A 26,024-nucleotide genomic window follows, 5' to 3' on the forward strand; every position below is an offset into this window, starting at 1 on the left:
CGGTCGGCGATTTACTCGGCGGCGTGCGCCTCGAGGAACTCGTACACCTCGGTGTCGTCGACGCCGGGGAAGGTGCCGCTGGGTAACGGCGACAGCACATGCGCGTGCAGGCGGGCGCTCGGCCAGGCCTTGTCGGCCCAGCGGGCCGAGATGTCCGACGCCGGACGGCGGCAGCAGGACTCGTCCGGGCAGCGGGACACCGCGCGCTGGGTGGTCTCCCGGCCGCGGAACCACTTGGCCTGCACGAACGGCACGCCGACGCTGATCGAGAACTCGCGGGCATCCGTCGCCCCGGTCTGGGTGGCGCACCAGAAGGTGCCGGCGGGCGTGTCGGTGTACTGGTAGAACTCGGTGGTGCGGTTGGTGTGGGTGAACGCGCTGCGGGCGCTCCACTGCTTGCAGACGAACTGGCCCTCGATCGAGCCCGTCACGTCGGCCGGCAAGGGGAGGTCGTCGTTCTCGTAGCCCTTCTGCAGGGCGCCGTCGCCGGTGACGCGGAGGAAGTGCAGCGGCATGTCCAGGTGCGAGGTGGCCAGGTTCGTGAGGCGCAGCGCCGCGGCCTCGTGGGTCACGCCGAAGGCGTCGCGGAAGTCCTCGACCGAGAGTTCGCGTTCGCGTTTGGCGTGGGAGAGGAAGGCGACCGACGCGGCTTGCGGCATCAGGCAGGCGGCCGCGAAGTAGTTGATCTGCAGCCTCTGCCAGAGGAACTCGGCGTAGCTGGCCGGGCGCTCGTGACCGAGCAGCCGGTGGCCCATCGCCTGCAGGGCCATCGAGCGCAGGCCGTGACCGCCGGGGATGGACGCCGGCGGCAGGTAGATGCGGTGGTTGACCAGATCGGTGACCGACCGGGTCGAGCCCGGCAGGTCGTTCACGTAGATGAGACTGAAACCGAGCTGCTCGGCCATCACGCTCACCTCCCGGTGAGTGAGGGCACCCGACACGTGCCCGGATGCCCGCACGCGCTCCTCGGCCAGCTGCTCGATGTCGGGCATGAAATTGTCTTGCTCACGCATCCGTTCGCGCAGTTCCGTGTTCGCCCGGCGGGCCTCCTCCGGGGTGGCGATGGCCTCGCTGGCACGGCGGGCCAGCTCCCGGTGCAGTCCGAGCAGGGATTCGAGGGCCGCCATCGGCATGCCCTTGGTCATCTTCACCCGGGGCAGGCCGAGGGCGCCGTAGAGCGGATTGCGCTGAGCCCGCTCCAACTCGATCTCGAGGGCGGCGCGGTTGTTCGGCGGTTCGTTCTTGAGCAGGTCCGTGAGCTGCACGTCGACGGCTGTGGCAATGTCCTGCAGCGTCGAGAGCTTGGGGGAACGGCGACCGTTCTCGATCAGGGAGAGCTGGCTGCCGGCCATGCCCACATGCTCACCGAGCTGGTCGAGGGTGAAGCCCCGTTCAGAGCGGAAATGACGGATGCGGAGTCCCAGAGTGATCAGATCAGCGGCGCGTGTGGTCATTCCTTAACGATATCTAAAAAACCGTTGTTCTTAACCTGATTCGTTCGTCGCAGATGTCGATTTATGGATCATTCTTGATGGAGAGGCGGAATTTACGCCTCTCCATGACTGCAGACCGCTGGTTCACACCGGATTGACCACGAAAGGCCAGGAGATGACCATCGCGAATTCTCGAGTAGAGACCGGCGGGGGCGAGTCCCGCAATGCTGCCGGCACCACCGACCCCAACCTTCAGGCCTGGGTGGACGAAATCGCCCGGCTGACCCAGCCCGACGCCATCGTCTGGTGCGACGGGTCGCTGCGCGAGGCCGACCTGCTCGCGAAACAGCTCGTCGCCGAGGGCAAGCTCATCCACCTGAACCCGGAATGGCGCCCCAACAGCTACCTCGCCCGCACGAGCCCGTCGGACGTCGCGCGCGTCGAAGACCGCACCTTCATCTGCTCGGTCGACCCCGAAGACGCCGGTCCCACCAACAACTGGGCCAACCCCGACGCCATGCGCGGCGAACTGCAGGGCGTGTTCGCCGGCAGCATGCGCGGCCGCACGATGTACGTCGTTCCGTTCTCGATGGGCCCGCTCGGCGGCCCCATCTCCCAGCTCGGCGTCGAGATCACCGACTCGCCCTACGTGGTGCTGAACATGGGCATCATGACCCGCATGGGCCAGAAGGTCCTGCACCTGATCGAGGGCGGGGCACCCTGGGTGCACACCGTGCACAGCGTGGGCTACCCGCTGGTCGACGCCGAGGGGGCCCGCCGCGAGGACGTCTCCTGGCCGTGCAGCGACACCAAGTACATCGTTCAGTTCCCGGAGACCCGGGAGGTGTGGTCGTTCGGCTCGGGCTACGGTGGAAACGCCCTGCTCTCGAAGAAGTCATTCGCGTTGCGGATCGCATCCGTCATGGCTCGCGACGAGGGCTGGCTGGCCGAGCACATGCTGCTGATCAAGGTCACCTCACCGGAGGGCGGCGTGTCGCACCTGGCCGCGGCGTTCCCGTCGGCCTGTGGCAAGACGAACCTGTCGATGCTGCGTCCGACCATCCCCGGATGGAAGGTCGAGACCATCGGCGACGACATCGCCTGGCTGCGCCCCGGCCCCGACGGCCGCCTCTACGCCATCAACCCGGAGGCCGGCTTCTTCGGCGTCGCCCCCGGCACCGGCGAGGTCACCAACCCGACGGCCGTGGCCACGGTCTGGGGCAACACGATCTTCACGAACGTCGCCCTGCGCGACGACGGCGACGTGTGGTGGGAGGGTCTGACCGAGACCACGCCCAGCCACCTCATCGACTGGGAGGGCAACGACTGGACGCCCGCCTCCGGCCGCCCGGCAGCGCACCCCAACTCCCGCTTCACGGTCGCTGCCGCGCAGTGCCCGTCGATCGCCGACGACTGGGAGGCCTTCGGCGGCGTCCCGATCGACGCCATCCTCTTCGGCGGACGCCGCGCGACGAACGTGCCACTGGTGGCCCAGGCCCGCAGCTGGAAGCACGGCGTGTTCATGGGCGCGACCATCTCCTCGGAGAAGACCGCCGCCGCCGAGGGCACCGTCGGCGAACTGCGCCGCGACCCGTTCGCGATGCTCCCGTTCTGCGGCTACAACATGGCCGACTACTGGGCGCACTGGCTCAAGGTCGGCAAGGGCCTCGGCAGCAAGGCGCCCGAGGTGTTCCAGGTCAACTGGTTCCGCAAGGGCGCCGATGGCAGCTTCCTCTGGCCCGGTTTCGGCGAGAACTCCCGCGTGATCGAGTGGATCGTGCGCCGCATCGAGGGCTTCGCGGATGCCCGGGACACCCCGATCGGACACCTCCCCGTCGCGGGCGGCCTCGACCTCAAGGGTCTGGACCTGGCCGAGACGGATGTCGATCAGCTCTTCGCGATCGACCCGGCGTCCTGGCTGGCCGAATGCGACCTCACCGAGGAGTACTTCGCCCAGTTCGGCGACCGGGTGCCGCCGGCACTCCTCTCCGAACTCGCGAGCGTGCGCTACAACCTGCGCAACGCATAGCGCCCCCTCCGCGGACATCCGCTCCGCGAAAGCGCACAATACGCCCTCACGGCACTCCCGTGAGGGCGTATTGTGCGCTCTCGCGGGATCCGTTTCAGGGGGCGATGACCTTGCGTGCGGCGGTGACCGCGGCGGCGCGGCGGCGCTGTCGGGAGGTCGCCGGCGATTCCGCCGGTTCGGTGAAGACACGGGGAACGTGCACCCACGCGGTGGCGATGGAGAAGAGCACCGTGACGAGGTCCTCCGGCTCCCAGGCCGGGTCGATCAGACCCTGGCTCTGCCGCTCGGCGATGGCGCGGGCCTCCGGACCTGTTCTCCACTCGGGGGTGACCGGCAGGACCCCCGCCGAACCTTCCAACCGCGCCCAGTCCATCATTCGGAGATGCTCCGGGAAATCGGCCACATGGTCGAACACCCCGCCGACGAACCCCGGGAGGTCGGCCGCGTCGAGGGGCATCGCCGCCATCACCTCGCGCAGATTGGTCTCGAGGACCGCCGCGAACAACGCCGCTTTGTCGCCGAAATAGGCGTAGAGCCGCTCCTTGCTCGCCCGGGCGGCCACCGCGATGCGGTCGACGCGGGCTCCGGCCAGGCCGAACTGCGCGAATTCCGCCTGGGCAGCCACAAGAATTCGGTCCCGCGTCGCTTCACCGTCAGCTCTCATGGGTATGATTATAGCTCTTCCCAACCAACCAGTTCGTTTGAATAGGACCACCTGCATGACTGCCCCCAGCACGACCGCCGCCCCGTCGCATCCTGACCCTGCCGACCACCCACGCCGCTGGTGGCTCCTCGCCGTGCTGGCCCTGTCCCAGCTGATGGTCGTCCTCGACGGCACCATCGTGAATATCGCACTGCCGAACGCCCAGGTGGAACTGGGGATGAGCGACGCCGACCGCACCTGGGTGGTCACGATCTATGCGCTCGCGTTCGGCTCGCTCCTGCTGCTCGGCGGGCGCATTGCCGACTACTGGGGGCGCAAGCGCTCCTTCCTGGTGGGGATGGCCGGCTTCGCGGCGGCGTCGATGATCGGTGGTTTCGCCCTGACCACGGAGCAGCTCCTGCTGGCCCGCGGGCTGCAGGGCGCCTTTGCGGCTCTCCTCGCCCCGGCGGCGCTCGCCATCCTCACGATCACTTTCCCGGGCGGCAAGGACCGGATCAAGGCCTTCGCGGTCTTCGGCACAATCGGCGGCGGCGGTGCGGCCGTCGGCCTGGTGCTCGGCGGGGTGCTCACGGAGTTCGCGAGCTGGAACTGGTGCCTGCTGGTGAACGTGCCGATCGCCCTGGTGGCCATCGTCGGTGCGATTCCGCTCATCCACGAGAGCAGGGCATCCGGCAACACGCGCTATGACCTGCCCGGCGCGATCCTGATCGTTTCGGGGCTGGCGTCGCTGGTCTACGGCTTCAGTCAGGCTGAAAACGGCTGGGGTCGCGTTCCGACGATCGGTTTCCTGGCGCTCGGCCTGGTGCTCCTGGTCGCGTTCGTGGCCGTCGAGGCCAGGGCCACGAACCCGTTGCTGCCGTTGCGGGTCGTCACCGACCGGGTGCGCGGTGGCGCCTTCCTGGTGTCGATGCTCACCGGCACGGCCCTGCTCGGCGGGCTCTTCTTCCTGACCCTGTACTTCCAGATCGTGCTGGGCTACTCACCGTTGCGCGCTGGCCTGGCCTCGTTGCCGATGACGGCCACCATCATGGTCTGCGCCGCCCTGCTGTCCGGGATTCTGCCCAGGGTGGGCGTGCGCCTGCCGATGACGGTCGGTCCGGTCATCGCGGCCGCCGGGCTCGGCTGGCTCTCGTTCATCACGGTCGACGACGCCTACGCGCTGCGGGTGCTGCCGGGAGTCATCCTGCTCGGTATCGGCCTCGCGTTCATCTTCGTGCCGCTGCAGAACGTGGCTCTGGCCGGAATCGACGCGCACGACGCCGGGGTGGCCAGCGCGGCCGTCTCCGCGACACAGCAGATCGGCGGATCGATCGGCACCGCGCTGTTCACCGCCCTGTACACCGCGGCCATCGCCGGGTACCTGAGCTCCAACCCGGTGACCCCGACCGTGCAGCTCGAAGCGCTCGTGAGCGGATACTCCGTGGCGTTCGTCTGGGCGGCCGGCCTCATCCTGCTCGCGGCGCCGATCTCCTTCTTCATGGTCAAGCACTCGAAGGCGGACCTGCTCGGGGCTCCGGAGGTCGTGCACCTGGGCTAGGCCTCACAGGTCCCGCGCGACCGGACTCCGCCCTCGGAGCGGATCGGCGTGAGTCGTAGGATGCCGGCATGCATGACGACAGCGCGCTCGTGGAGAAACGCATCGACCGGTTCGTTCGGGAACGGCTGCGCCCGGCGGTGCACCGGGCATCCGTTTCGTTGCAGGTCGAAGCCTGGTCGGTGACGGATGCCCCGGTCCCCTTCCATGAGGCCGTGCGCCAGACGTATGAGCCGTTCGCCACGGGTCGCGCCTGGGGTCGGCCGTGGGGAACCACCTGGTTCCACGTCACCGGGACTGTGCCCGAACACTGGGCGGCCGAGGAGGGGACTCGGCTCGAACTCGTCGTCGACCTCGGGTTCAGCAAGGCGACGCCCGGCTTCCAGGCCGAGGGTCTGGTCTGGACTCCGGACGGCGTGGTGCTGAAGGCGGTCGAACCCCGCAACCGCAGCGTTCCGCTGGAGGTCGTGCCCGGCGGCCCGGTCGACCTGTACATCGAGGCGGCGGCCAACCCGGACGTGACCACCGGCTTCACCTTCGTGGCCACCGCGCAGGGAGACCCGGCGACGGCCGGGACCGAGCCGATCTACCGGCTGCGGCAGGTGGACCTCGCCCTGCGGGATGACACCGTGTGGGAACTCGCGCAAGATTTCTGGACCCTGACCGGGCTGATGCGGGAACTTCCGGCAGGCCTGGCCCGGCGAGCGGAGATCCTGCGGGCCCTCGAGGGCTGCATCGACCTGATGGACCCCGACGACGTGAGCGGCACCGCCGCCCCCGGCCGGGCTGCGCTGGCCGCCGTGCTGGCCAGCCCCGCCAACACCAGCGCCCACCGGCTGCACGCGGTGGGCCACGCGCACATCGACAGCGCCTGGCTCTGGCCGGTGCGGGAAACCGTGCGGAAGGTGGCCCGCACGTTCTCGAACGTGCTCGCCCTGATGAAGGAGAATCCGGATTTCGCGTTCGCCGCGTCATCCGCCCAGCAGTACGCCTGGTTGAAGGAGCACTACCCGGAGCTGTTCAAGCGGGTCACGGCACAGGTGGCGGCCGGGCGCTTCGTGCCGGTCGGCGGGATGTGGGTGGAATCGGACACCAATATGCCCGGCGGTGAGGCGCTGGCCCGGCAATTCGTGGCCGGGAAGCGGTTCTTCATGGCGGAGTTCGGGGTGGAGCCGCTCGAGGTGTGGCTGCCCGACTCGTTCGGTTACTCGGCGGCTCTGCCGCAGATCGTGGCGGCGGCCGGGTCGCGCTGGTTCCTGACCCAGAAGACCTCGTGGAACGAGACCAACCTGATGCCGCATCACACCTTCCGCTGGGAGGGGATCGACGGCACACGGATCTTCACGCACTTCCCGCCGGTGGACACCTACAACGCGCAGCTGTCGGGGGAGGAGCTGGCCCGGGCCGAGCGCCGGTATTCCGAGAAGGGCGCGGCCAACACCTCGCTCGTGCCGTTCGGCTGGGGGGACGGCGGTGGCGGCCCGACGGCGGAGATGATCGCCGCCGCCCGCCGCACTGCGTCGCTGGAGGGCTCGCCCACGGTGGAACTGTCCACCCCGCGACGTTTTTTCGAGGCGGCCGAAGCGGAGTACCCGGAGCCGCCGGTCTGGTCGGGAGAGCTCTACCTCGAATTCCACCGCGGCACCTACACGTCGCAGGCCCGCACCAAGCGCGGCAACCGGCGCAGCGAGCACCTGCTGCGGGAGGCCGAGCTGTGGGCGACCGCGGCATCCGTTTCGGCGGGCGCCGACTACCCGTATGCGGTTCTGGAGCAGGCCTGGCACACCGTGCTGCTGCAGCAGTTCCACGACATCCTGCCGGGGTCGTCGATCGCGTGGGTGCACCAGGAGGCCGAGCGCAATCATGCCGTCGTGGCCGAGACGCTTCGCATTCTGATCGAGGCATCCGTGCGGCAGCTGTGCGGGGTCGGGGACGGCTCCGTCACGCTCAACGCAGGCCCGTATGCCGTTGACGGCATACCGGGGTTGGGTGGGGAGGCCGCGGGAGCTGTGGCCGGGCCGGCCGCCGGTCTCGCCGCCGGCTCGGGGCATCCGCGGGCCACGGTGCGGCGCACACCGGCCGGGCTCGTGCTGGCCAACGGCCTCATGGCCGTCACGATCGACGCCGACGGGCTCCTTGCCTCGGTGCGGGACCTCGTCGCGGGGCGTGAGCTGATCCCGGCCGGTACGCGCGGCAACCTGCTGCAACTGCACCGGGACACCCCCACGCAGTGGGACGCCTGGGACATCGACCTGCACTACAAGCGCAACACCGTCGACCTGGTGGCGGCCGAGTCCGTCGAGGTTTTCACCGACACCCCGGAGCAGGTGGGCGTGCGGGTCACGCGCGCCTTCGGCTCGTCCCGGGTGGTCGAGGAGATCGCCCTGGCAGTCGGATCGACGGCGGTGGACCTGCACCTCGACATCGACTGGCATGAGCGGCAGAAGCTGCTCAAACTGGCGTTCCCGCTCGATCTGCACGCCGACCGGGCGGCATCCGAGATCCAGTTCGGGCACGTGTACCGGCCCACTCACACCAACACCTCCTGGGACGCCGCCCGCTTCGAGACGGTCGCCCACCGCTGGGTGCACGTCGGGGAACCCGGCTATGGGGTGGCCGTGGCCAACGACTCGACATACGGCCACGACATCGGCCGGGCGACGGATGCGGCGGGCCGAACCGTCACGACCGTGCGGCTGTCGCTGCTGCGCGCCGCGGTGTTCCCGGACCCCACGGCCGACCAGGGCCGGCATGAACTGCGCGTGTCGCTCGTGGTCGGGGCAGGTATCCCCGAGGCGGTCGCGGTGGGCTACCGGCTGAACCTGCCGCTGCGCACGGTGGGCGGGGTTCGGGCGTCCCGCGTGGAGCCGCTGATCGAGATCGACCACCCGGCGATCGTGGTCGAGGCGGTCAAACTGGCCGAGGACCGCAGCGGAGATCTGATCGTGCGGCTCTACGAGGCGCACGGCACGCGGGCGCGGGCGCGCGTCATCCGTCACTTCGAGGCGACGGATGTCACCGAAACCGACCTGCTTGAACGCCCGCTGGCCGAGCCCCGGGCGGCGTTCGCAGCCGAAGGCCCCGCGCTGACGCTCGAGCTGCGTCCCTTCCAGCTGGTCACCCTGCGCTTCACGCGACCCTGACCGCCCGCCTCCCCCGCCACACCCGCCCGCGACGCTAACCAATTCGACGGAGATTCTGCCCAAATCAGGCATTTCAGGCCCGAAACAGGCGGTTCAGAGCAAAATCTCCGTCGAATTCGTTCAGGGCGCGGGGGCTAGACGAGCAGCTGGTGCTTGGCGAGCTCGCGGTAGAGCGGCGTCGAGGCAACCAGCTCGGAGTGGGTGCCCGTGCCCACGACCTGGCCGTGGTCGAGCACCACGATCTGGTCGGAATCGACCACGGTCGACAGGCGGTGTGCGATGACGATCAACGTGCGGTCCACGGCGACGGCGTCGATCGCGGCCCGCATCTTCTGCTCGTTGACGCCGTCGAGGCTCGAGGTGGACTCGTCCAGCAGCAGGATGGGCGGCGCCGCCAGCAGCGCCCGTGCGATCGCCAGCCGCTGGCGTTCGCCGCCGGAGAGCATCACGCCGGACTCGCCGACCGCCGCGCCCAGCCCGGCAGGGTCACGCTCGAGCACCTCGGAGAGGTTCACGGCGTGCAGCACGGCGATGCACTCCTCGTCGGTGGCGTCGGGCGTCGACAGGGTCAGGTTGTCCCGCAGGGAACCGGCCAGCACGGGGGCATCCTGTTCGACGTAACCGATCTGCGAGCGCAGGGCCGTGCGATCGAGGGTCCGGATGTCCAGGCCCCCCATCCGTACGACGCCGTCGGTCGGGTCGTAGAACCGCTCGATCAGCGCGAGGATGGTGCTCTTGCCGGCGCCGGACGGGCCGACCAGGGCGGTGCGCTTGCCCCGCGGGGCGCTGAACGAGACACCGCGCAGCACGGGGCGCGGCTCGCCCGCGGCGTCGGCGTCCGAGCGCTCGGTCGCGCGGTCGGCGGCATCGGCGGCGGCCTGGGCGGCCTCCCGCGTCGCGGCGTCCGCCGCGGCCCGTTCGGCGGCTGCGCGCTCCGCTGCCGCGAGATCGGCCGCGGCGAGGTCCGGTTCGGCCAGCACTGCCTCCAGCACGGCCGGCACCACGATGGCGGTCTCCAGCACGAACGGAACGTCGACGGCGGACTCGATCATGGCGTTCTCGGCGGCGACGAGCTCGGCGTCGGTCGCCGTGTGAGCGGAGCGACCGGCGACGGGCGGGGCCGAAGCGTCCGGGGCTGAAGCGGCCGGGACCGAGCCGGGGCCGGTGTCACCGGCAGCCGCGGCATCCGTCGCCACCGGGGCGACCAGGTAACCGAACTGCACGTTCTCGAACGAGATCGCCGGGGCATCCGGCCGCACCGATTCGTTGGCGGCGCCGACCGTGATGGCCAGCGGGGCGATGTCGCGGTCGAACTGGTCCTCGGAGGGCAGGTCGATGATCTCCTGGATGCGGCCGAGAGCGCCGAGCGCGGCGTTCACCGAGGTGATCGCGCCGAACGCCTGACCCAGCGGCACGATCATCAGGAAGAGGAACAGGATGAACGCGATCAGGTCCGCGATCGAGATGGTGCCGCTGGCCACGCGGAAGCCGCCCACGCCCAGCACCACCAGGAACGACACCTGCATGGCGATGCCGGCGATCGGCACGACGAGGGCCGAGATCCTCGCGACCTGGATGCCCATCCGCCAGGCACCCTTGGCGTCTTCTTCGACGGCGGCGATCTCCCGGTCGGTGGCGTTCGAAGCGCGCACGGTGCGCACCGCGCTGATGGCGCGCTCGACGCTGGCGGCGAGGTCACCCACCTTTTCCTGCGCGGCGAGGCTGGCGGTACGGATGCGCTGCGACAGCAGCGTGACGGTGACCACCGACACGGCGATCACCAGCACCGTCAGCCCGAGCAGCACCGGATCGATCACGAGCATGGCGATGAGCGCGCCGACGAACGTGAGCGACCCGCCGATCGCCTCGACGAGACCCTGGGTGAGCACGGCCCGCAGCAGCGTGGTGTCCGACCCCACCCGGGAGACCAGGTCGCCCGTGCGCCGGGTGTCGAACTCGCTGATCGGGAGGCGCAGCATCCGGCCGATGAGTTTGCGCCGGCTGGACAGCACGACGCCCTCACCGGTGCGCTGCAACAGGTAGTGCTGGTAGCCGCTGATCAGGGCGGAGACGACGACGAGCGCGACGAGCGCCCAGACGAGGCCGCCGAGCGCGTCGCCCTCCTGCACGATGGTGATGACCTGGCTGACCAGGAGCGGCTGGGCGAGGCTGGCGAGCGCGCCGAGCACGCTGAGCACGACGACGAAGCCGAGCACCTTCTTGTGCTCGAGCAGGTACGGGACCAGCTGGCTGAACGTGGCGCGGGGCCCGCCGGCATCGGCGCGCCGTCCCATCCGGCCGAGGCGGCCGCGACCGGCCGGGCGACCGGCGGGTCGGGAGGTCGGTTCGGCGGTGGGGCGGGCGGCGGAACGGGGGCTGCTGGGGGTACTCACCAGATGAGCTTAACCGCATCCCCCGGGGGATTGCCCCGGCGGTCTACAGTAAGGAACTGTGCCGGAGCCAGTCATTGTTGCCCAGAATCTTGTCAAGAAGTACAAGGATTTCGCCGCCGTCGACGGCGTCTGCTTCGAGGTGGCACCCGGGGAATCGTTCGGTCTCCTCGGCCCGAACGGGGCCGGCAAGTCGACCACCATGCGCATGGTGGGCGCCGTCTCCACCCGCACGAGCGGAGACCTGCGCATCCTGGGCCTCGACCCGAACCGGCACGGCCCGGAGATCCGCTCGAGGCTCGGCGTTGTGCCGCAGGCCGACAACCTCGACACCGAGCTGCGGGTGCGGGAGAACCTGCTCGTCTACGGCCGCTACTTCGGCCTGCCACGGGCTCAGGTGGCCCGCCGCGCCGACGAGCTGCTGGCTTTCGCCCAGCTGGAGGACAAGGCGAAGGCGAAGGTCGACATGCTCTCCGGGGGCATGAAGCGACGCCTCACGATCGCCCGGGCCCTGATCAACGACCCGAGCATCCTGCTGCTCGACGAACCGACCACGGGCCTCGACCCGCAGGCCCGGCACATCCTCTGGGACCGCCTGTTCCGGCTCAAGGAGCAGGGCACCACCCTGCTGCTCACCACCCACTACATGGACGAGGCCGAGCAGCTCTGCGACCGCCTGGTCGTGATCGACAAGGGTGTGATCATGGCGGAGGGTGCCCCCGCGCAGCTGATCCGCACCTATTCCTCCCGGGAGGTGCTCGAGGTGCGGTTCGGCTCCGACCTGAACGCCGACGTCGCCGCGCAGATCGCGGGGATGGGCGACCGCATCGAGGTGCTGCCCGACCGCATCCTGATCTACAGCGAGAACGGCGAGTCCGAGCTGGTGCGCATCGTGGAGGCCGGCCTCACGCCGATCACCAGCCTGGTGCGGCGCTCCAGCCTGGAAGACGTGTTCCTGCGCCTGACCGGACGGACCCTGATCGAATGAGCGCCGATCGAATGAGCGCCGATCCGGGTGGCGGGGCCCAGCGGCACGCTGACCCGATGGAGACGGTCCCGGCGCCCGGCTCGGTCGGCGACCGGGCCATCCGTTCCACCCGGCGGGCCCGGCGCTGGGGCTCGTGGTACGTGGCCGAGCACCGGTTCCGGGTGATGCGCTCCTACGCGCAGACGGTGACGGTGACCGCCATCGGCAACCCGATCATCTACCTCTATGCGATGGGGGTCGGCCTGGCCACGCTCGTCGACGCCAACCTGGGCGCGGATGCCGTGAACGGGGTCAGCTACCTGGCGTTCGTCGCTCCCGCCCTGCTCTGCAGCGCCGCGATCGCCGTAGCCGGTGAGGAGTTCACCTACCCGATCATGCTCGGTTTCAAGTGGAACCCGGTGTTCTTCGGCATGAACGCGTCCCCGATCCAGCCGGGACAGATCATCAACGGCATGGTCATCTCGGTCTTCGTGCGCATGTTCCTGACCTGCGCCGTCTATTTCGCGTTCATGCTCGTCTTCGGGGCGGTCCCGTCGGCGGCCGGGTTCCTGGCCGTCTTCGTGGCAGTGCTCACGGGCCTCGGCTTCGGCGCCCTGTTGATGGCGTACACGGCCACCCTCACCGAGGACACCGGCCAGCTGGCCATGGTGATGCGGTTCATCGTGCTGCCGATGACGCTGTTCTCCGGCACGTTCTTCCCGCTCAGCGTGCTGCCGGTCTGGCTGCAGTGGATCGGCTGGATCTCGCCGCTCTGGCACGGCACCGAACTGGCCCGGGTGTTCTCCTACGGCGCGAGCGAACCGATCTGGCTGAGCGTGCTGCACGTGCTCTACCTGAGCGTGCTGCTCGCCCTCGGCTGGACCTGGGCGCGGCGCATCACAGCGAGGCGACTGAACAAATGACCGACACCGATCGTCGAACGGATGCTGCGACATCCCGTCCGCTTGGCGCGCTCTACGCCGGCAACGCGCGCAGCGTCATGCTCCGGGGCTGGCAGGCGACCCGGAGCACCAACTGGCTGGTCGTGGTCAGCGGCTTCTTCGAGCCGATCTTCTACCTGCTCTCGATGGGCCTCGGCCTGGGCGCGCTGGTGGGCACGATCACGACCGAGTCGGGCCAGGAGGTGCCGTACGCGGCGTTCATCGCGCCGGCCCTGCTCGCGGTGGCCGCCATGAACGGCGCCATCTACGACTCCACCTGGAACGTTTTCTTCAAGATGCAGTTCGCGAAACTCTACGAGGGGATGCTGTCCACATCGCTCGGCCCGCTGGATGTCGCGCTCGGCGAGATCTCGCTGGCGCTGCTCCGCGGGGCGCTGTACGCCACCGGCTTCCTGGTCGTGATGCAGGCGCTCGGGCTGAACCTGTCCTGGTGGGCGCTGCTGGCCCTGCCGGCCGTGTTGCTGATCGCGTTCGGCTTCGCGAGCGTGGGGATGGCCGTGACGAGCTTCATGAAGACGTTCCAACAGATGGACTGGATCACCTTCCTGCTGCTGCCGATGTTCCTCTTCTCGGCCACGTTCTATCCGCTGAGTGTCTACCCGCAGCCGATCCAGTACGTGATCCAGGCGTTGCCGCTCTGGCACGGGGTCGAGCTCGTGCGGGGCCTGACCACCGGCCAGGTCGAACCGGCCCTGCTCTGGCACGTGCTCTACTACCTCGTGATGATCCTGCTCGGGCTGATCGTCACGACCCGCCGCCTGCGCACGCTGTTCCTGGACTGACCTGGGTCTCGACAGGCTCGACCACCGGTGGTCGAGCCTGTCGAGACCGTCGAGCCTGTCGAGACGTCGGCTCAGTGCTCGATGTCGATGTCGCGGGTCTCGCGGCTCAGCAGCAGGGCGATCAGGGTGACCACGGCCATCACGGACAGGTAGACGCCGACCCAGAACGGGCTGCCCTCGCCGAGGGTCCACAGCCAGATCGCGATGAACGGTGCCACGGCGGCGCCGAGGATCGAGCTCATGTTGTAGGCGAAGGCCGAACCGGTGTAGCGCACGCTGGTCGGGAACAGCTCGGGCAGCAGCGCGCCCATCGGACCGAAGGTCATCCCCATCAGCGAGAAGCCCAGGATCAGGAAGAACATCACACCGACGAACCCGGCGCCCAGCAGCGGCACGAAGAGCAGGCCGAATCCGATGATCGCCAGGGTCACGAAGATCAGGGTCTTGCGGCGGCCGTGCTTGTCGGCCCAGGGACCGGACGCCAGCGTGAACACGCCGAAGAACAGCACGCCGACGATCATCATCAGGATGAAGTTGTTGTAGCTGTATCCAAGACCGGGCACCGGGGCATCCGTCGCGCCGCGGCCGTAGCCGAGCGTGAACGTGGTCATCAGGTAGAACAGCACGTAGGTGGCCAGCATGATGAAGGTGCCGAGGATCAGCTGACGCCAGTGCGACTTGAACACGGCCGCGAGCGGCAGCTTCTCCACGCGCTTGGTGGCGACCACCTTCGTGAACGCATCGGACTCGACCAGGCGCAGGCGCACCCAGAGACCCACGACGACCATCACGGCGGAGAAGAGGAACGGGATGCGCCAGGCCCACTCGAGGAACGCGTCCGAGGGGCGCGTCGGGTCGGTGGAGGGCAGGGCCAGGGCGATGGCCAGGAACAGCCCGTTCGCGATGATGAAGCCGAGCGGGGCGCCGACCTGCGGGAACGTGCCGTACCAGGCGCGCTTGCCGACCGGGGCGTTCTCGGTGGCGACGAGCGCGGCGCCGGACCATTCCCCGCCGAGCGCGAAGCCCTGGGCGAGGCGCAGCACCACGAGCAGGGCCGGTGCGACCCAGCCGATCATGGCGTACGTGGGCAGCAGCCCGATCAGGAAGGTCGCGATGCCCATGGTCAACAGGGCGCCGACCAGGGTGGCCTTCCGGCCCCGTTTGTCGCCGAAGTGCCCGAAGACGAGAGCGCCGATGGGGCGGGCCACCATCGCCGCGCCGAAGACGGCGAACGACGCCAGAAGCGCCGTGGTCTCGTTACCGGTGGGGAAGAAGAGGTGCGGGAAGACAAGAACGGCGGCCGTCGCGTAGACGTAGAAGTCGTAGAACTCGATCGTCGTGCCGATGAGGCTGGCGAGGATCACGCGACTGCGCGGGTTCGTGGGTGCTGCGGCGACGGGAGTGGCCGACGTGGTGGGTGCTGACATGGAGAATTGCTCCGGAACGTGACGCGGAAGCGGACCATCGGGGCCGGGAACCGACGTCGATCAGGCGTCAGCGGCTGCCCCCCATGGGCCGCGCGAATAGGGCGGCCGTTTGTGACAGCCGCCCTTGCACCCTACGGGGGGAGCCGGCGAGGGGCCAATCCTCGGCTAACGCTCAGATAACGATCCGGATGCCGCCACGCAGTGCCCGTTCCGGTCGAGAGTGCCCCGTGGAACGGGCGCGCTCGACCGGAACGGGATCAGTCGACGCCGAACTCGCGCAGGCGCTGCAGCAGCTGCGCGGTCGCGATGGCCGCCGACGCGGCCTCCGCGCCCTTGTCCTCCTTCGAACCAGGCAGACCGGCCCGGTCCAGACCCTGCTGCTCGTCGTCGAGGGTCAGGACGCCGAAACCGACCGGCTTGCCGGCGTCCAGCGCCACCCGGGTGAGGCCATCCGTCGCCGCCGCCGACACGTACTCGAAGTGCGGCGTTCCGCCACGGATGATCACGCCGAGCGCGACGACCGCGTCGGCGCCGTTGTCCAGGGCCACCTTGCAGGCCACCGGCAGCTCGAAGCTGCCGGGCACCCGCACCAGCGAGAAACGAGCGCCGGATGCCTCGAGCACCCGGGTCGCTCCGGCGATCAGCCCGTCGGTGATCACGTCATGCCACCGGCCGGCGACGATCACGATGTCCAGACCGGTTCCGTCGATCTCGATCTCGGGGGAGCCTGCTCCGCTCATAGTGTGATTCCTTTCAGCATGTCTGTTTCGGCGATGTGGTGGCCCATCCGGTCGCGCTTGACGGCCAGATAGGCCTGGTTGTGCGTGCCGACACCCACGACCAGTGGCACGCGCTCGGTCACGGTCACACCGTGAGCCTCGAGTTGGCGCATCTTCTCCGGGTTGTTGGTCAGCAGCCGCACCGAGGTGAGGCCCATCTCGTGCAGGATGGCCGTGGCCGCGCCGTAGTCGCGGGCGTCGGCGGGCAGGCCGAGGGCCAGATTGGCGTCGAACGTGTCCAGGCCGTCTTCCTGCAGCTTGTACGCGCGCAGCTTGTTGATCAGCCCGATACCACGGCCCTCCTGCCCGCGCAGGTAGACCACGACTCCGCCCTGCTCCTGGATGGTCTCAAGGGCGGCATCCAACTGCGGACCGCACTCGCATTTGAGGGAGCCGAACGCCTCGCCGGTGAGGCACTCGGAGTGCACCCGCACGAGGGCGCCGTCGGCGGGGGTGCCGGAGACGATGGCGACATGGTCGGCGCCGGTCATCCGGTCGCGGTAGGCGCGGATCTGGAAGTCGCCGTGCCGGGTGGGGACGGTGGTCTCCACCTCGAAGTCGACCCGCGGCGATTCGAGGATCGGGCTGACCGTGGGCAGCTCGGTGTCGGTGTGGAACTCCTGCAGGTAGGCGATCAGGTCCTTGATCGTGATCACCAGCACGCCCTCGCGCTCGCCGAGGGCGAGCAGCCCGGGCAGGCGCATCATCTCGCCGTCTTCGGCCACGATCTCGGAGATGCCGGCGACCGGGGCGAGACCGGCCAGCTTCATCAGGTCGACGGCCGCCTCGGTGTGGCCGTCCCGCTCGCGCACACCGCCGTCCATCGCGCGCAGGGGCATGATGTGGCCGGGCCGGTGCAGGCTGGAGGGCGTGGACGTCGGATCGGCCAGCACGCGCAGGGTGTGCGCACGGTCGGCGGCGCTGATCCCGGTGCTGAGCCGGTCGGCCGCGTCGACCGACACGGTGTAGTTCGTGCCGCGGGGGTCCTCGTTGTTCAGCACCATCACCGGCAGGTCGAGCTTGTCGGCCAGGTCGTTCGTCATCGGCGCGCAGATGAAACCGGAGGAGTACCGCACCGTCCAGGCGAGCCACTCCTGCGTGGCCAGCTGGGCGGAGATGATCACGTCGCCCTCGTTCTCGCGACCCTCATCGTCGGCGACGATGACCGGTTTCCCCAGCCGGAGGGCATCCAGCGCGGTGGGAATGTCGGCGAGGCTCATGAGTGGCTCCTTTTCGATCCCGCGTCCGCCACGGCGAGCATGCGCTCCACGTGGCGGGCCAGGATGTCTGTTTCGATATTGACGTGATCATCGGCCACGCGCTGTCCCAGCGTCGTGGCGGTGAGGGTTTCGGGGATGAGCGAGACTTCGAACCACTGCTCCGGTTCGCTCGCCGGGCTGATGTTGCTGACGGTCAGTGAGACGCCGTCGACGGCGATGGAACCCTTGCCCACCACGAGCGGCGCGAGTTCGGGGGAGAGGCTGAATCGCAGCACTCGCCAGGCCTCGCCGGGGGTGACGAGAAGCAGGGTGCCGGTGCCGTCGATGTGGCCCTGCACGATGTGGCCGCCCAGCCGGTCGCCCACCAGGGCGGCGCGTTCGAGGTTCACCGGGCTGCCCGGCCGCAGCGAGCCCAACGTGGACATGAACAGGGTCTGTGCCATCACATCAGCCGTGAACGTGTCGCCGGTCTGCTCGACCACGGTGAGGCACACGCCGTTGACCGAGATCGAGTCGCCGTGGCGGGCGTCGGCAACGACCCGCGGCCCACGGATGGTGAGGCGCGCGGCATCCGCGGATCGCTCCACCTTCTCGACCTGGCCGAGTTCCTCGATGATTCCGGTGAACATGTGTGTGTCCTATCTCGGCCGGGCGACGACGAGGAGGTCGTCGCCGAGGCGGTCGTAGTGGTCGATGGCCAGATGGCGCTGCTCGGTGATGCTTGCCACGCCGATGTCGCCGAGGGCGAGCCGCCCGCCGCCGAGCAGTGTGGGGGCCAGGTAGACGAGGTACTCGTCGATCAGCCCGGCCGCCACGAAGGCGCTGGCGAGGGTGGGCCCACCCTCGATGAACGCCCGACGGATGCCGCGCTCGTGCAGATCGCGCAGCACCTCAGCCAGGTCGTGGGTGGGAAAGAACAGCGGCGTCTGCGGGTGGGAGTGCAGTGCCGCATCGGCCGGGATGCTGCGGGTGCCGATCACGACGGGCACCGGCTGACCGGGCAGAAGCTGTCCGTCGGCGCCCCGGGCGGTCAGCGCGGGGTCGTCGGCGAGTACCGTGCCGGTGCCCACAAGGATGGCTCCGCATGCCCCGCGGCGCCGATGAACGTCCAGCCGGGCCTCGGGACCGGTGATCCAGCGGCTCGTCCCGTCGGCGGCGGCGGCGCGCCCGTCGAGACTCGACGCCCACTTCAGCGTCACGAACGGCCGCCCGAGGCGGGCGGCGGTCAGCCAGTCGGCGAGGAACGGTTCGACCGCGTCGGCGAGCACTCCGGCCGCCACGTCGACGCCGGCGGCGCGGAGCCGCTCGGCCCCGCCGGAGGAGGAGACGCCGGGATCGGAGACGGCATAGACGACCCGGGCGACGCCGGCGTCGATCAGGGCGAGGGCGCAGGGTCCCGTGCGGCCGGTGTGGTTGCACGGTTCCAGGGTGACCACCGCGGTGGCGCCGCGGGCCGCACCGGGGGTGAGCCGGGCCAGGGCGTCGACCTCGGCGTGGGGGGTGCCGGCACCGCGGTGCCAGCCCTCGGCGAGGACCTCGCCGGACGCGCTCAGGAGGACGCAGCCGACCTGCGGGTTGGGCCCGGTGGCCGGACCGTTCGCCGCCAGGGCGAGGGCGCGCCGCATGGTGGCCTCGAGCGCCGTCTGGTCGGTCATGTCCGGGTCCTGTCCGTTTGTCAACGAACTCCGGGTTTTTCGGTGCGGCGAACACCAGGTGGGTCGCGCAAACGCGAAACCCGCCGACCGACCGGGACGGCCAATCGACTCGTGCGCCTCTCATCCGGACTTTAACCGTCGGTGCTGGAATTTCACCAGCTCAACCGTGTCGCTCCAGGAGCGGCACGGGTCGCGGACTTTCACCGCCGGTTCGGAATTACACCGACCCCGGAGCACTTACTACTAGTTATATCTCAACGCATCCCGTGCGAAAGAATTCCCCGCCGAGAGGGTGGCCCGGCACCGGCCGAATCAGCGGCGTAGTGTGTCCACCGACGCACGACGATCCAGCCGCAATCCACTCAGGAAGAAGGTCTTTGATGAGCGCTCCAATCCGCACGGTTATGAGCCCTGGACGGTACGTGCAGGGCAAGGGAGCCATTGATCGCCTCGGCGAATTCGTGTCCCAGATCGGGTCCGCACCCCTGATCATTGCCGATGACGTCGTGTGGGGTTTCGCCGGGGAGCAGGTGTCGGCGAGTTTCGCCGCTGCCGGCCTCCGCGTGGAACGGGTCGGATTCGGCCGGTTCGCGACCAAGTCCGCGGTCGACGCGCTGGTCGAGACGATCCGCTCCACCGCGTCCGATGTCGTCCTCGGCGTGGGCGGCGGCAGCACGATCGATGTGGCCAAGGCTGCCGGGTTCCTGGCTGGTATCCGCTGGGTCAGCGTGCCCACCGTGGCGTCGACGGATGCCCCCACCTCCGCACTCTCGGTGATCTACACCGACGAGGGCGAATTCGTCGAATACCGATTTTTCCCTCGCAACCCCGATCTGGTTCTCATCGACACCCAGATGGTGGCCAACGCACCGGTCGAGTTCCTGATCGCCGGGGTCGGCGACGCGCTGGCGACCTGGCTCGAGGCCCGGGCCACGGCAGCCGCCCATGCGACCACGATGGCCGGCGGGCTACCCACCCAGACCGGCACCGCGCTCGCCCGGTTGTCGTGGGATGTCATCTGGGAGAACGCCCTTCCCGCCCTCGATGCCGCGCGTGACAACCTGGTCACTCCCGCCCTCGAGAAACTCGTCGAGGCGAACACGCTGCTGTCCGGGCTCGGTTTCGAGTCGGGCGGCCTGGCGGCGGCCCACGCCATCCACAACGGTCTGACCGCGGCCCCGCAGACCCACGGTCTCACTCACGGGCAGAAGGTGAACATCGGCTCGCTGACCCAGCTGGTGCTCGAGGGAGCACCGCAGGCCGAGGTGGAGGACTTCATCGAGTTCACCACTCGCGTCGGCCTCCCCACCACGCTGACCGAGATCGGTCTCGGCATTGACGACGAGGAGGAACTGAGGGCCGTCGCCGCAGCGGCAACCCTGCCGGGGGAGACCATCCACAACATGCCGTTCGTGGTGACGGCGGACGACGTTCTCGACGCCCTCAAATCGATCGAGCGGCTCTCGCGTTCCGTGCGTGTGGCACGCGGACTGCCGGCCCCCGTCAAATACGTGTCGACGCACTGACGTCGGGCCGCCGCCGACCTCACTCGCAGAGCGCCCGGGCCGTGCTCTCATCGATGAAGAGGTCGGTGATCAGGTCCGCGGCGAGCGCACCGCGCAGACTGTCCACCTTGGATCTGCCGGACACGACGCAGATGCGACGGGGGGTGCGGCGCAGCACCGATAGTTCCGGCCCGGTTCCGCGGTCGTTGAGCGGGATGCCGTCGGTCGAGCCGTCCGCACGGTAGAAGACCGTCGCGACGTCTCCGACGACGCCGGCGTTGCTCAGCGCCTCGAATTCGTCGTCATCGAGGTAACCGCCGACGTACACGTGGCTGGGAACCGTGGAGAACGGCGAGCCCACGCTGAACAGGGCGACGTCCATGTTCCCCTGCATCTCGAGCAGGCGGCGCAGTCCGCGTTCCCGCCAATAGGCCCTGCGCGTGGCCGGGTCGTCGAAGAAGGTGGGAACCGGGAACTGTTCCAGGCGGGCATCGAACGCGGTGCTGAACCGTTGCAGGATCTCGCTGGCGTAGTCGAGTCCGGTGCTGCGCGTGTTGCCCGCGCCGTTCAGCTGCACGATCTGCGCGTTGTGGGTGCGTTTGGGCGTCACGTGGCGGCTGACCGCGTTCATGGTCGAGCCCCAGGCGATGCCCATGATCATGTTCGAGTCGAAGTACTCACCGAGAATTCGTGCAACCGAGAGGGCCACGCGCTCCAGCCGGTCCGCGTCGCTGGCATGGTCGGGCACCGGCACGACGTGCGCGGTGACCTGGAAACGGTCCAGGATCAGCTGCTCCACCCGGCTCGGAGCGTCCAGCGGGGACCGGATCTGGATGTCGACGAGCCCGCTGGCCCTGGCCTGGCTGAGCAGGCGGGACACTGAGGAACGGGAGGTGTGCAGCTCTGTCGCAATGGCTTCCATGGTCAGGTCCTGCATGTAATACAGGTGCGCCGCCGTGAGGGCGTCGTTCGTGCGGTCGGACAGTGACGGATCGTCCAGATGGCCCATTTCGACTCCTTGCACATATGTTCACACGGCTTGACCGTTTGTGTCGAACCTAGCAGGGTGGAAGTTCCCCACTCCGCGCCACGCGTTCGAGGGGGGCCGACTGTGACAGACCCTCACGGTTTCCACCCACAGAGAAGTGAGCGTATCCGTGCTGTCAACACCCGAGTCATCCTCTGCCCAGCCTCGCTCGAGCGCCGCCGCCCAGGCCGCCCTTCAGGATCGCCCACGGGCCCAGGTGCTGATCATCGGGGCCGGCATCAACGGCATCGCCACCTTCCGTGACCTCGCCCTGCAAGGCGTGGACGTCGCCATCGTCGACAAGGGCGACTACGTGTCCGGCGCCTCCGCGGCCTCATCGCACATGATCCACGGCGGGGTGCGCTACCTCGAGAACGGTGAGTTCCGCCTGGTCAAGGAATCGGTCGAGGAGCGTAACAGCCTGCTCAAGATCGCCCCGCACTACGTCAAGCCGCTCAAGACGACCATTCCCATCTACTCCACCTTCTCCGGGGTCCTGTCCGCGCCGATGCGTTTCCTCACCCACAAGCAGGGTGCGGCGCAGGAGCGCGGGGCGCTGCTGATCAAGATCGGCATGATGCTCTACGACTCCTTCTCGCGCGACGGCGGCACCGTGCCCCGGCACGAGTTCCTCGGCAGGAATGCATCACTCAAGCTGCTGCCGAAGATCAACCCGAGCCTCAAGTACACGGCGACCTACTACGACGCCTCCATGCACGACCCGGAGCGGCTCGCGCTCGACGTGCTTGCCGACGGCCTGGCCGCGGGCGACCACGCGCGCAGCGCCAACTACGTCGAGGCCGTCGGAATGGATGCCGCGGGCGTGCGCCTGCGCAACGCCGTCACGGGCGCCGAGTTCAGCTTCGCGGCCGACATCGTCGTCAACACGTCCGGACCCTGGACCGACCTCACCAACACCGCCCTCGGCCAGGCCAGCACCTTCATGGGCGGCACCAAGGGGTCGCACATCGTGCTCGACAACCCGGAGCTGCTCGCCGCCACCGGTGGACGGGAGATCTTCTTCGAGCACGAAGACGGCCGCATCGTGCTGATCTACCCGCTTGCGGGCCGTGTCCTCGTGGGCACGACCGACCTCGAACACGACATGTCCCAGCCGGCCCGCTGCACCGAGGCGGAGGTGGACTACTTCTTCGAACTGGTCAACCACGTCTTCCCGACCGTGGTCGTCGACCGGTCGCAGATCGTCTTCCGGTTCGCCGGGGTGCGCCCGCTGCCCCGCCATGACGACGAGGCACCCGGGTTCGTCTCCCGCGACTACCGCATCGAGTCCCGCCCGCTCGGCGCCCGGCCCGGCACCCTGCTCAGCCTGGTCGGCGGCAAGTGGACCACCTTCCGAGCCCTGGCGGAGCACCTGAGCGGCGACATCCTGACCCTGCTCGGCCTGCCGCGCATCGTCTCGACGGTCGGTCTCCCCATCGGCGGTGGCCGCAACTTCCCGGTGACGGATGCCGCGCGCCGGGTCTGGGTGGTCGCCAACGGTGACGAGGTGGGCGTGCCGCGTGCCGACGTGCTCCTGACCCGCTACGGCACCCGCGCCGCCGAGGTGATCTCCTGGCTCACCGCCGAACCCGACGCGGCACTCGAGCAGCACCCGGGGTACACCCGGCGCGAGATCGAGCTGATCGCCCGGGAGGAATCCGTCGTGCACCTGATCGACCTGCTGCTGCGGCGCACCAGCATCGCTTTCCGCGGCGAGGTGACCCTGCCGTTGCTCGTCGAGCTGGCCGAGGTGCTCGCGCCGGTCCTCGGCTGGGATGCCGCCCGCAGCGCCAACGAGGTCGACAGTGCGGCGCACACGCTGCGCGACCTGTACGGCGTGCAGCTGGACCGGGCGGAATCGCCGGCCGTGCCGGTCCTCCCCGCGGCCTAGGAGCCGCCCGCCGCTTTTATCGTTTCATCAACTCACTGATCAACAAAGGATGTCAACGTGGACAATCTCGGTATCGTCTTCCTCTCGGAAGTCGTGGGCACCGCCCTGCTCGTGTTACTCGGCTGCGGCGTGGTCGCCAACGTCGCCCTGGCCCGCAACAAGGGGTTCGGCGCCGGGTTCCTGATGGTCACCGTCGGCTGGGGCCTCGGGGTCTACGCCGGCGTGATCGTCGCCTATAACTCGGGCGCCCACCTCAACCCCGCCGTGACCCTGGGTCTGGTGGCGTCGGGGGCAACCGAGTTCGGCTCGGGCGTTCCGGTCAACACCGTGTCCGTGGCGTCGTACATCGCGGCCCAGATGATCGGCGCCGTCCTGGGCGCGACCCTCGTCTGGCTCGCCTACAAGCAGCACTTCGACCAGGAACCGGATCCGGCCAGCAAGCTCGGTGTGTTCTCGACCGGCCCGGCCATCCGTTCGTACGGCTGGAACCTGGTCACCGAGATCATCGGCACGTTCGTACTCGTCTTCGTCGTCATCGCGTTCGGCGGCGGCCGACAGGGCGAGAGCGGTGGCCTCGCCGCCCTCGGCGCCCTGCCGGTGGCCCTGCTCGTGATCGTGATCGGCACCTCACTCGGCGGGCCGACCGGCTACGCGATCAATCCCGCCCGTGACCTCGGCCCGCGGATCGCGCACTTCCTGCTGCCCATCAAGGGCAAAGGCTCCTCAGACTGGGCCTACTCCTGGGTGCCCGTCGTCGGCCCCGTCATCGGTGGCCTGCTGGCGGGCTGGAGCTCCGCGTTCCTCCTGCCGATCCTGACCTAGGCGCCGCGCGGCATCCGTCTCTTCTTTTCTCTTCTCGTCTCTCATTTCGCTTAACCTTGATCCCAGCTGTGACAAAGGAGTTAACAATGGCAAAGTACGTCATCTCAATCGACCAGGGCACGACCAGTACGCGTGCGATCATCTTCGACAAGGCCGGGTCGATCATCTCGACCGGGCAGCTCGAGCACGAGCAGATCTTCCCGCGCGCCGGCTGGGTCGAGCACGACCCGATGGAAATCTGGAACAACACCCGTGAGGTCATCGGTTCGGCTCTGGCCCGAGCCAACCTGACCCGTCACGACATCGCGGCCGTGGGCATCACCAACCAGCGCGAGACCGCCGTGGTCTGGGACCGCCACACCGGCATCCCCGTCTACAACGCCATCGTCTGGCAGGACACCCGCACCCAGCCCATCGTTGACCGGCTCGCCGCCGACGGAGGCGCCGACCGCTTCAAGGCCACGGTGGGCCTGCCGCTGGCGACGTACTTCTCCGGCACGAAAATCGTCTGGATCCTCGAGAACGTCGACGGGGCCCGGGAGAAGGCAGAGGCCGGCGATCTGATGTTCGGCACGACCGACACGTGGGTGCTGTGGAACCTCACCGGCGGCCTGGAGGACGGTGTGCACGCGACCGACGTCACCAACGCCAGCCGCACCCTGTTCATGGACCTGGAAACCCTGCAGTGGGACGACGAGATCCTCGCCGCATTCAACGTGCCGAAGTCGATGCTGCCCGAGATCCGCTCCTCCTCCGAGGTCTACGGCATCGCCAGCGGCCACAGCCTGCTGCGCGAAACCCCGATCAGCGGCATCCTCGGTGACCAGCAGGCCGCCACCTTCGGCCAAGCCGCCTTCGATCAGGGCGAGGCCAAGAACACGTACGGCACCGGAAACTTCCTGATCTTCAACACCGGCACCGAGATCATCCACTCCCGGAACGGCTTGCTCACGACGGTCGGCTACAAGCTCGGCGAGGGCGAAACGCACTACGCCCTGGAGGGGTCGATCGCGGTCACCGGCTCACTCGTGCAGTGGCTGCGGGACAACCTCGGCATCATTCACACGGCCGAGGAGATCGAGTCCCTGGCCCTCTCGGTCGAGGACAACGGCGGCGCCTACTTCGTGCCGGCCTTCTCCGGGCTGTTCGCGCCGTACTGGCGGGCGGATGCCCGGGGTGCCCTGGTCGGCCTCACCCGCTACGTGAACAAGGGCCACATCGCCCGCGCCGCGCTCGAGGCGATCGCGTACCAGAGCCGCGAGGTGCTGGACGCGGTGAACGCCGACTCCGGCGTGCCGCTCACGGAACTCAAGGTCGACGGCGGGGCCTCGGCCAACGACCTGCTGATGCAGTTCCAGGCGGACATCCTCGGCGTGTCGGTCGTGCGCCCGGTGGTGGCGGAGACCACGGCGCTGGGCGCCGCCTACGCCGCCGGCCTGGCCGTCGGCTTCTGGAGCGACCTCGGCGAGTTGCGGGCCAACTGGCAGGAAGACGCCCGCTGGGAGCCGAGCATGGACGTCGCCGAGCGCGACCGCCTGCTGCGCAACTGGAAGAAGGCCGTCACCAAGTCCCTCGACTGGGTCGACGCCGACGTCGTCTAGCCCGCGCTGTCGCGAGCGCGGCGCACCATCCCGGAACCCGGCGGCCCTTCCTGGCCGCCGGGTTCCGGCATCCGTGCCCTCTCAGCTCCGCCCTTCCCTGCCCTCTCCTGGCCCGCCCTCCCCAGCCCTTCCCCGCCCTGCCCTTCCCTGCCCTTCCCTTCCCTTCCCTTCCCTTCCCTTCCCTTCCCTTCCC

The 26,024-nt window shown here is 69.0% G+C and carries 19 protein-coding genes and 1 riboswitch; of the genes, 10 read left to right on the forward strand and 9 right to left on the reverse strand.

Annotation, left to right across the window (positions count from 1 at the left end; genetic code table 11):
- Positions 1-11 precede the first annotated feature (11 nt).
- Positions 12-1,454 (reverse strand): helix-turn-helix domain-containing protein, encoded by a 1,443-nt coding sequence (locus AC0J5J_RS12475; protein ID WP_134423729.1) that lies wholly within the window; start codon positions 1,452-1,454, stop codon positions 12-14.
- 154 nt (positions 1,455-1,608) lie between these two features.
- On the opposite strand from AC0J5J_RS12475, the gene AC0J5J_RS12480 reads away from it, so the two are divergent.
- A complete protein-coding gene (locus tag AC0J5J_RS12480) occupies positions 1,609-3,462 on the forward strand; it encodes a phosphoenolpyruvate carboxykinase (GTP) (protein ID WP_474898287.1) in 1,854 nt (617 codons plus the stop codon).
- 94 nt (positions 3,463-3,556) lie between these two features.
- Here the strand turns inward: AC0J5J_RS12480 and AC0J5J_RS12485 are convergent, their stop codons facing one another.
- On the reverse strand, positions 3,557-4,126 hold the full coding sequence (locus tag AC0J5J_RS12485; protein WP_474898289.1) for a TetR/AcrR family transcriptional regulator: 570 nt from the start codon (positions 4,124-4,126) through the stop codon (positions 3,557-3,559).
- A 55-nt stretch (positions 4,127-4,181) separates the two neighbouring features.
- Here AC0J5J_RS12485 and AC0J5J_RS12490 point away from each other — a divergent pair, with 55 nt between their 5' ends.
- The gene (locus AC0J5J_RS12490) at positions 4,182-5,663 is read left to right on the forward strand and encodes an MFS transporter (protein ID WP_474898291.1); all 1,482 of its coding nucleotides are present in this window, start codon (positions 4,182-4,184) and stop codon (positions 5,661-5,663) included.
- Positions 5,664-5,731: 68 nt separating this feature from the next.
- Positions 5,732-8,803, forward strand: coding sequence for an alpha-mannosidase (locus AC0J5J_RS12495; protein ID WP_474898293.1), 3,072 nt, complete (start codon positions 5,732-5,734; stop codon positions 8,801-8,803).
- Positions 8,804-8,937: 134 nt separating this feature from the next.
- On the opposite strand, the gene AC0J5J_RS12500 is transcribed toward AC0J5J_RS12495, so the two are convergent.
- Positions 8,938-11,097: an ABC transporter ATP-binding protein gene (locus AC0J5J_RS12500; protein ID WP_474900229.1), complete on the reverse strand. Its 2,160-nt coding sequence runs from the start codon at positions 11,095-11,097 to the stop codon at positions 8,938-8,940.
- 157 nt (positions 11,098-11,254) lie between these two features.
- Between AC0J5J_RS12500 and AC0J5J_RS12505 the strand changes: the two genes are divergently transcribed.
- The 3 genes from AC0J5J_RS12505 to AC0J5J_RS12515 are packed head-to-tail and all read left to right on the forward strand — an operon-like array spanning position 11,255 to position 13,904.
- Positions 11,255-12,181 (forward strand): ABC transporter ATP-binding protein, encoded by a 927-nt coding sequence (locus tag AC0J5J_RS12505; RefSeq protein ID WP_134424784.1) that lies wholly within the window; start codon positions 11,255-11,257, stop codon positions 12,179-12,181.
- A 56-nt stretch (positions 12,182-12,237) separates the two neighbouring features.
- Complete coding sequence (locus AC0J5J_RS12510) at positions 12,238-13,083, forward strand: ABC transporter permease (RefSeq protein WP_474900230.1); 846 nt, start codon at positions 12,238-12,240, stop codon at positions 13,081-13,083.
- Complete coding sequence (locus AC0J5J_RS12515) at positions 13,080-13,904, forward strand: ABC transporter permease (protein ID WP_134424785.1); 825 nt, start codon at positions 13,080-13,082, stop codon at positions 13,902-13,904. The genes AC0J5J_RS12510 and AC0J5J_RS12515 overlap by 4 nt, the downstream gene beginning before the upstream one ends.
- A gap of 71 nt (positions 13,905-13,975) precedes the next feature.
- On the opposite strand, the gene AC0J5J_RS12520 is transcribed toward AC0J5J_RS12515, so the two are convergent.
- From AC0J5J_RS12520 to ribD, 5 genes are all read right to left on the reverse strand, one after another.
- Positions 13,976-15,331, reverse strand: a complete 1,356-nt coding sequence (locus AC0J5J_RS12520) for an MFS transporter (protein WP_134424786.1) — start codon at positions 15,329-15,331, stop codon at positions 13,976-13,978.
- A gap of 257 nt (positions 15,332-15,588) precedes the next feature.
- Positions 15,589-16,071, reverse strand: a complete 483-nt coding sequence (gene ribH / locus AC0J5J_RS12525; RefSeq protein WP_474898295.1) for a 6,7-dimethyl-8-ribityllumazine synthase — start codon at positions 16,069-16,071, stop codon at positions 15,589-15,591.
- Positions 16,068-17,330 (reverse strand): GTP cyclohydrolase II, encoded by a 1,263-nt coding sequence (gene ribA / locus AC0J5J_RS12530; protein ID WP_134424788.1) that lies wholly within the window; start codon positions 17,328-17,330, stop codon positions 16,068-16,070. Before ribA ends, ribH begins: the two co-directional genes overlap by 4 nt.
- A complete protein-coding gene (locus AC0J5J_RS12535; RefSeq protein ID WP_134424789.1) occupies positions 17,327-17,959 on the reverse strand; it encodes a riboflavin synthase in 633 nt (210 codons plus the stop codon). The genes ribA and AC0J5J_RS12535 overlap by 4 nt, the downstream gene beginning before the upstream one ends.
- Positions 17,960-17,968: 9 nt before the next feature.
- A complete protein-coding gene (gene ribD, locus AC0J5J_RS12540) occupies positions 17,969-18,985 on the reverse strand; it encodes a bifunctional diaminohydroxyphosphoribosylaminopyrimidine deaminase/5-amino-6-(5-phosphoribosylamino)uracil reductase RibD (protein WP_134424790.1) in 1,017 nt (338 codons plus the stop codon).
- Positions 18,986-19,093: 108 nt separating this feature from the next.
- Positions 19,094-19,225: riboswitch (FMN riboswitch) on the reverse strand.
- A 140-nt stretch (positions 19,226-19,365) separates the two neighbouring features.
- Between ribD and AC0J5J_RS12545 the strand changes: the two genes are divergently transcribed.
- Positions 19,366-20,511 carry a glycerol dehydrogenase gene (locus tag AC0J5J_RS12545; RefSeq protein ID WP_474898296.1) on the forward strand — a complete coding sequence of 382 codons (1,146 nt, stop codon included), beginning with the start codon at positions 19,366-19,368 and terminating at the stop codon, positions 20,509-20,511.
- Between the two features lie 19 nt (positions 20,512-20,530).
- Here AC0J5J_RS12545 and AC0J5J_RS12550 read toward each other — a convergent pair whose 3' ends face one another.
- A complete protein-coding gene (locus tag AC0J5J_RS12550; RefSeq protein WP_134424792.1) occupies positions 20,531-21,499 on the reverse strand; it encodes a sugar-binding transcriptional regulator in 969 nt (322 codons plus the stop codon).
- Positions 21,500-21,650: 151 nt separating this feature from the next.
- Here AC0J5J_RS12550 and AC0J5J_RS12555 point away from each other — a divergent pair, with 151 nt between their 5' ends.
- From AC0J5J_RS12555 to glpK, 3 genes are all read left to right on the forward strand, one after another.
- Complete coding sequence (locus AC0J5J_RS12555) at positions 21,651-23,408, forward strand: glycerol-3-phosphate dehydrogenase/oxidase (RefSeq protein WP_474900231.1); 1,758 nt, start codon at positions 21,651-21,653, stop codon at positions 23,406-23,408.
- Positions 23,409-23,465: 57 nt separating this feature from the next.
- Positions 23,466-24,230: an MIP/aquaporin family protein gene (locus tag AC0J5J_RS12560; RefSeq protein ID WP_474898298.1), complete on the forward strand. Its 765-nt coding sequence runs from the start codon at positions 23,466-23,468 to the stop codon at positions 24,228-24,230.
- Positions 24,231-24,316: 86 nt separating this feature from the next.
- A complete protein-coding gene (gene glpK / locus AC0J5J_RS12565) occupies positions 24,317-25,831 on the forward strand; it encodes a glycerol kinase GlpK (RefSeq protein ID WP_134424794.1) in 1,515 nt (504 codons plus the stop codon).
- The last annotated feature ends 193 nt before the right edge of the window (positions 25,832-26,024 follow it).

This window comes from Cryobacterium sp. TS_SC_7, from assembly GCF_056156285.1.

Coding starts and splice junctions, on each gene's coding strand:
- AC0J5J_RS12545 (WP_474898296.1), top strand. CDS start 19,366: ATGAGCGCTCCAATCCGCACGGTTATGAGCCCTGGACGGTACGTGCAG.
- AC0J5J_RS12485 (WP_474898289.1), bottom strand. CDS start 4,126: ATGAGAGCTGACGGTGAAGCGACGCGGGACCGAATTCTTGTGGCTGCC.
- glpK (WP_134424794.1), top strand. CDS start 24,317: ATGGCAAAGTACGTCATCTCAATCGACCAGGGCACGACCAGTACGCGT.
- AC0J5J_RS12495 (WP_474898293.1), top strand. CDS start 5,732: ATGCATGACGACAGCGCGCTCGTGGAGAAACGCATCGACCGGTTCGTT.
- ribH (WP_474898295.1), bottom strand. CDS start 16,071: ATGAGCGGAGCAGGCTCCCCCGAGATCGAGATCGACGGAACCGGTCTG.
- AC0J5J_RS12500 (WP_474900229.1), bottom strand. CDS start 11,097: ATGGGACGGCGCGCCGATGCCGGCGGGCCCCGCGCCACGTTCAGCCAG.
- AC0J5J_RS12520 (WP_134424786.1), bottom strand. CDS start 15,331: ATGTCAGCACCCACCACGTCGGCCACTCCCGTCGCCGCAGCACCCACG.
- AC0J5J_RS12550 (WP_134424792.1), bottom strand. CDS start 21,499: ATGGGCCATCTGGACGATCCGTCACTGTCCGACCGCACGAACGACGCC.
- AC0J5J_RS12535 (WP_134424789.1), bottom strand. CDS start 17,959: ATGTTCACCGGAATCATCGAGGAACTCGGCCAGGTCGAGAAGGTGGAG.
- AC0J5J_RS12475 (WP_134423729.1), bottom strand. CDS start 1,454: ATGACCACACGCGCCGCTGATCTGATCACTCTGGGACTCCGCATCCGT.
- AC0J5J_RS12480 (WP_474898287.1), top strand. CDS start 1,609: ATGACCATCGCGAATTCTCGAGTAGAGACCGGCGGGGGCGAGTCCCGC.
- AC0J5J_RS12490 (WP_474898291.1), top strand. CDS start 4,182: ATGACTGCCCCCAGCACGACCGCCGCCCCGTCGCATCCTGACCCTGCC.
- ribD (WP_134424790.1), bottom strand. CDS start 18,985: ATGACCGACCAGACGGCGCTCGAGGCCACCATGCGGCGCGCCCTCGCC.
- ribA (WP_134424788.1), bottom strand. CDS start 17,330: ATGAGCCTCGCCGACATTCCCACCGCGCTGGATGCCCTCCGGCTGGGG.
- AC0J5J_RS12515 (WP_134424785.1), top strand. CDS start 13,080: ATGACCGACACCGATCGTCGAACGGATGCTGCGACATCCCGTCCGCTT.
- AC0J5J_RS12510 (WP_474900230.1), top strand. CDS start 12,238: ATGGAGACGGTCCCGGCGCCCGGCTCGGTCGGCGACCGGGCCATCCGT.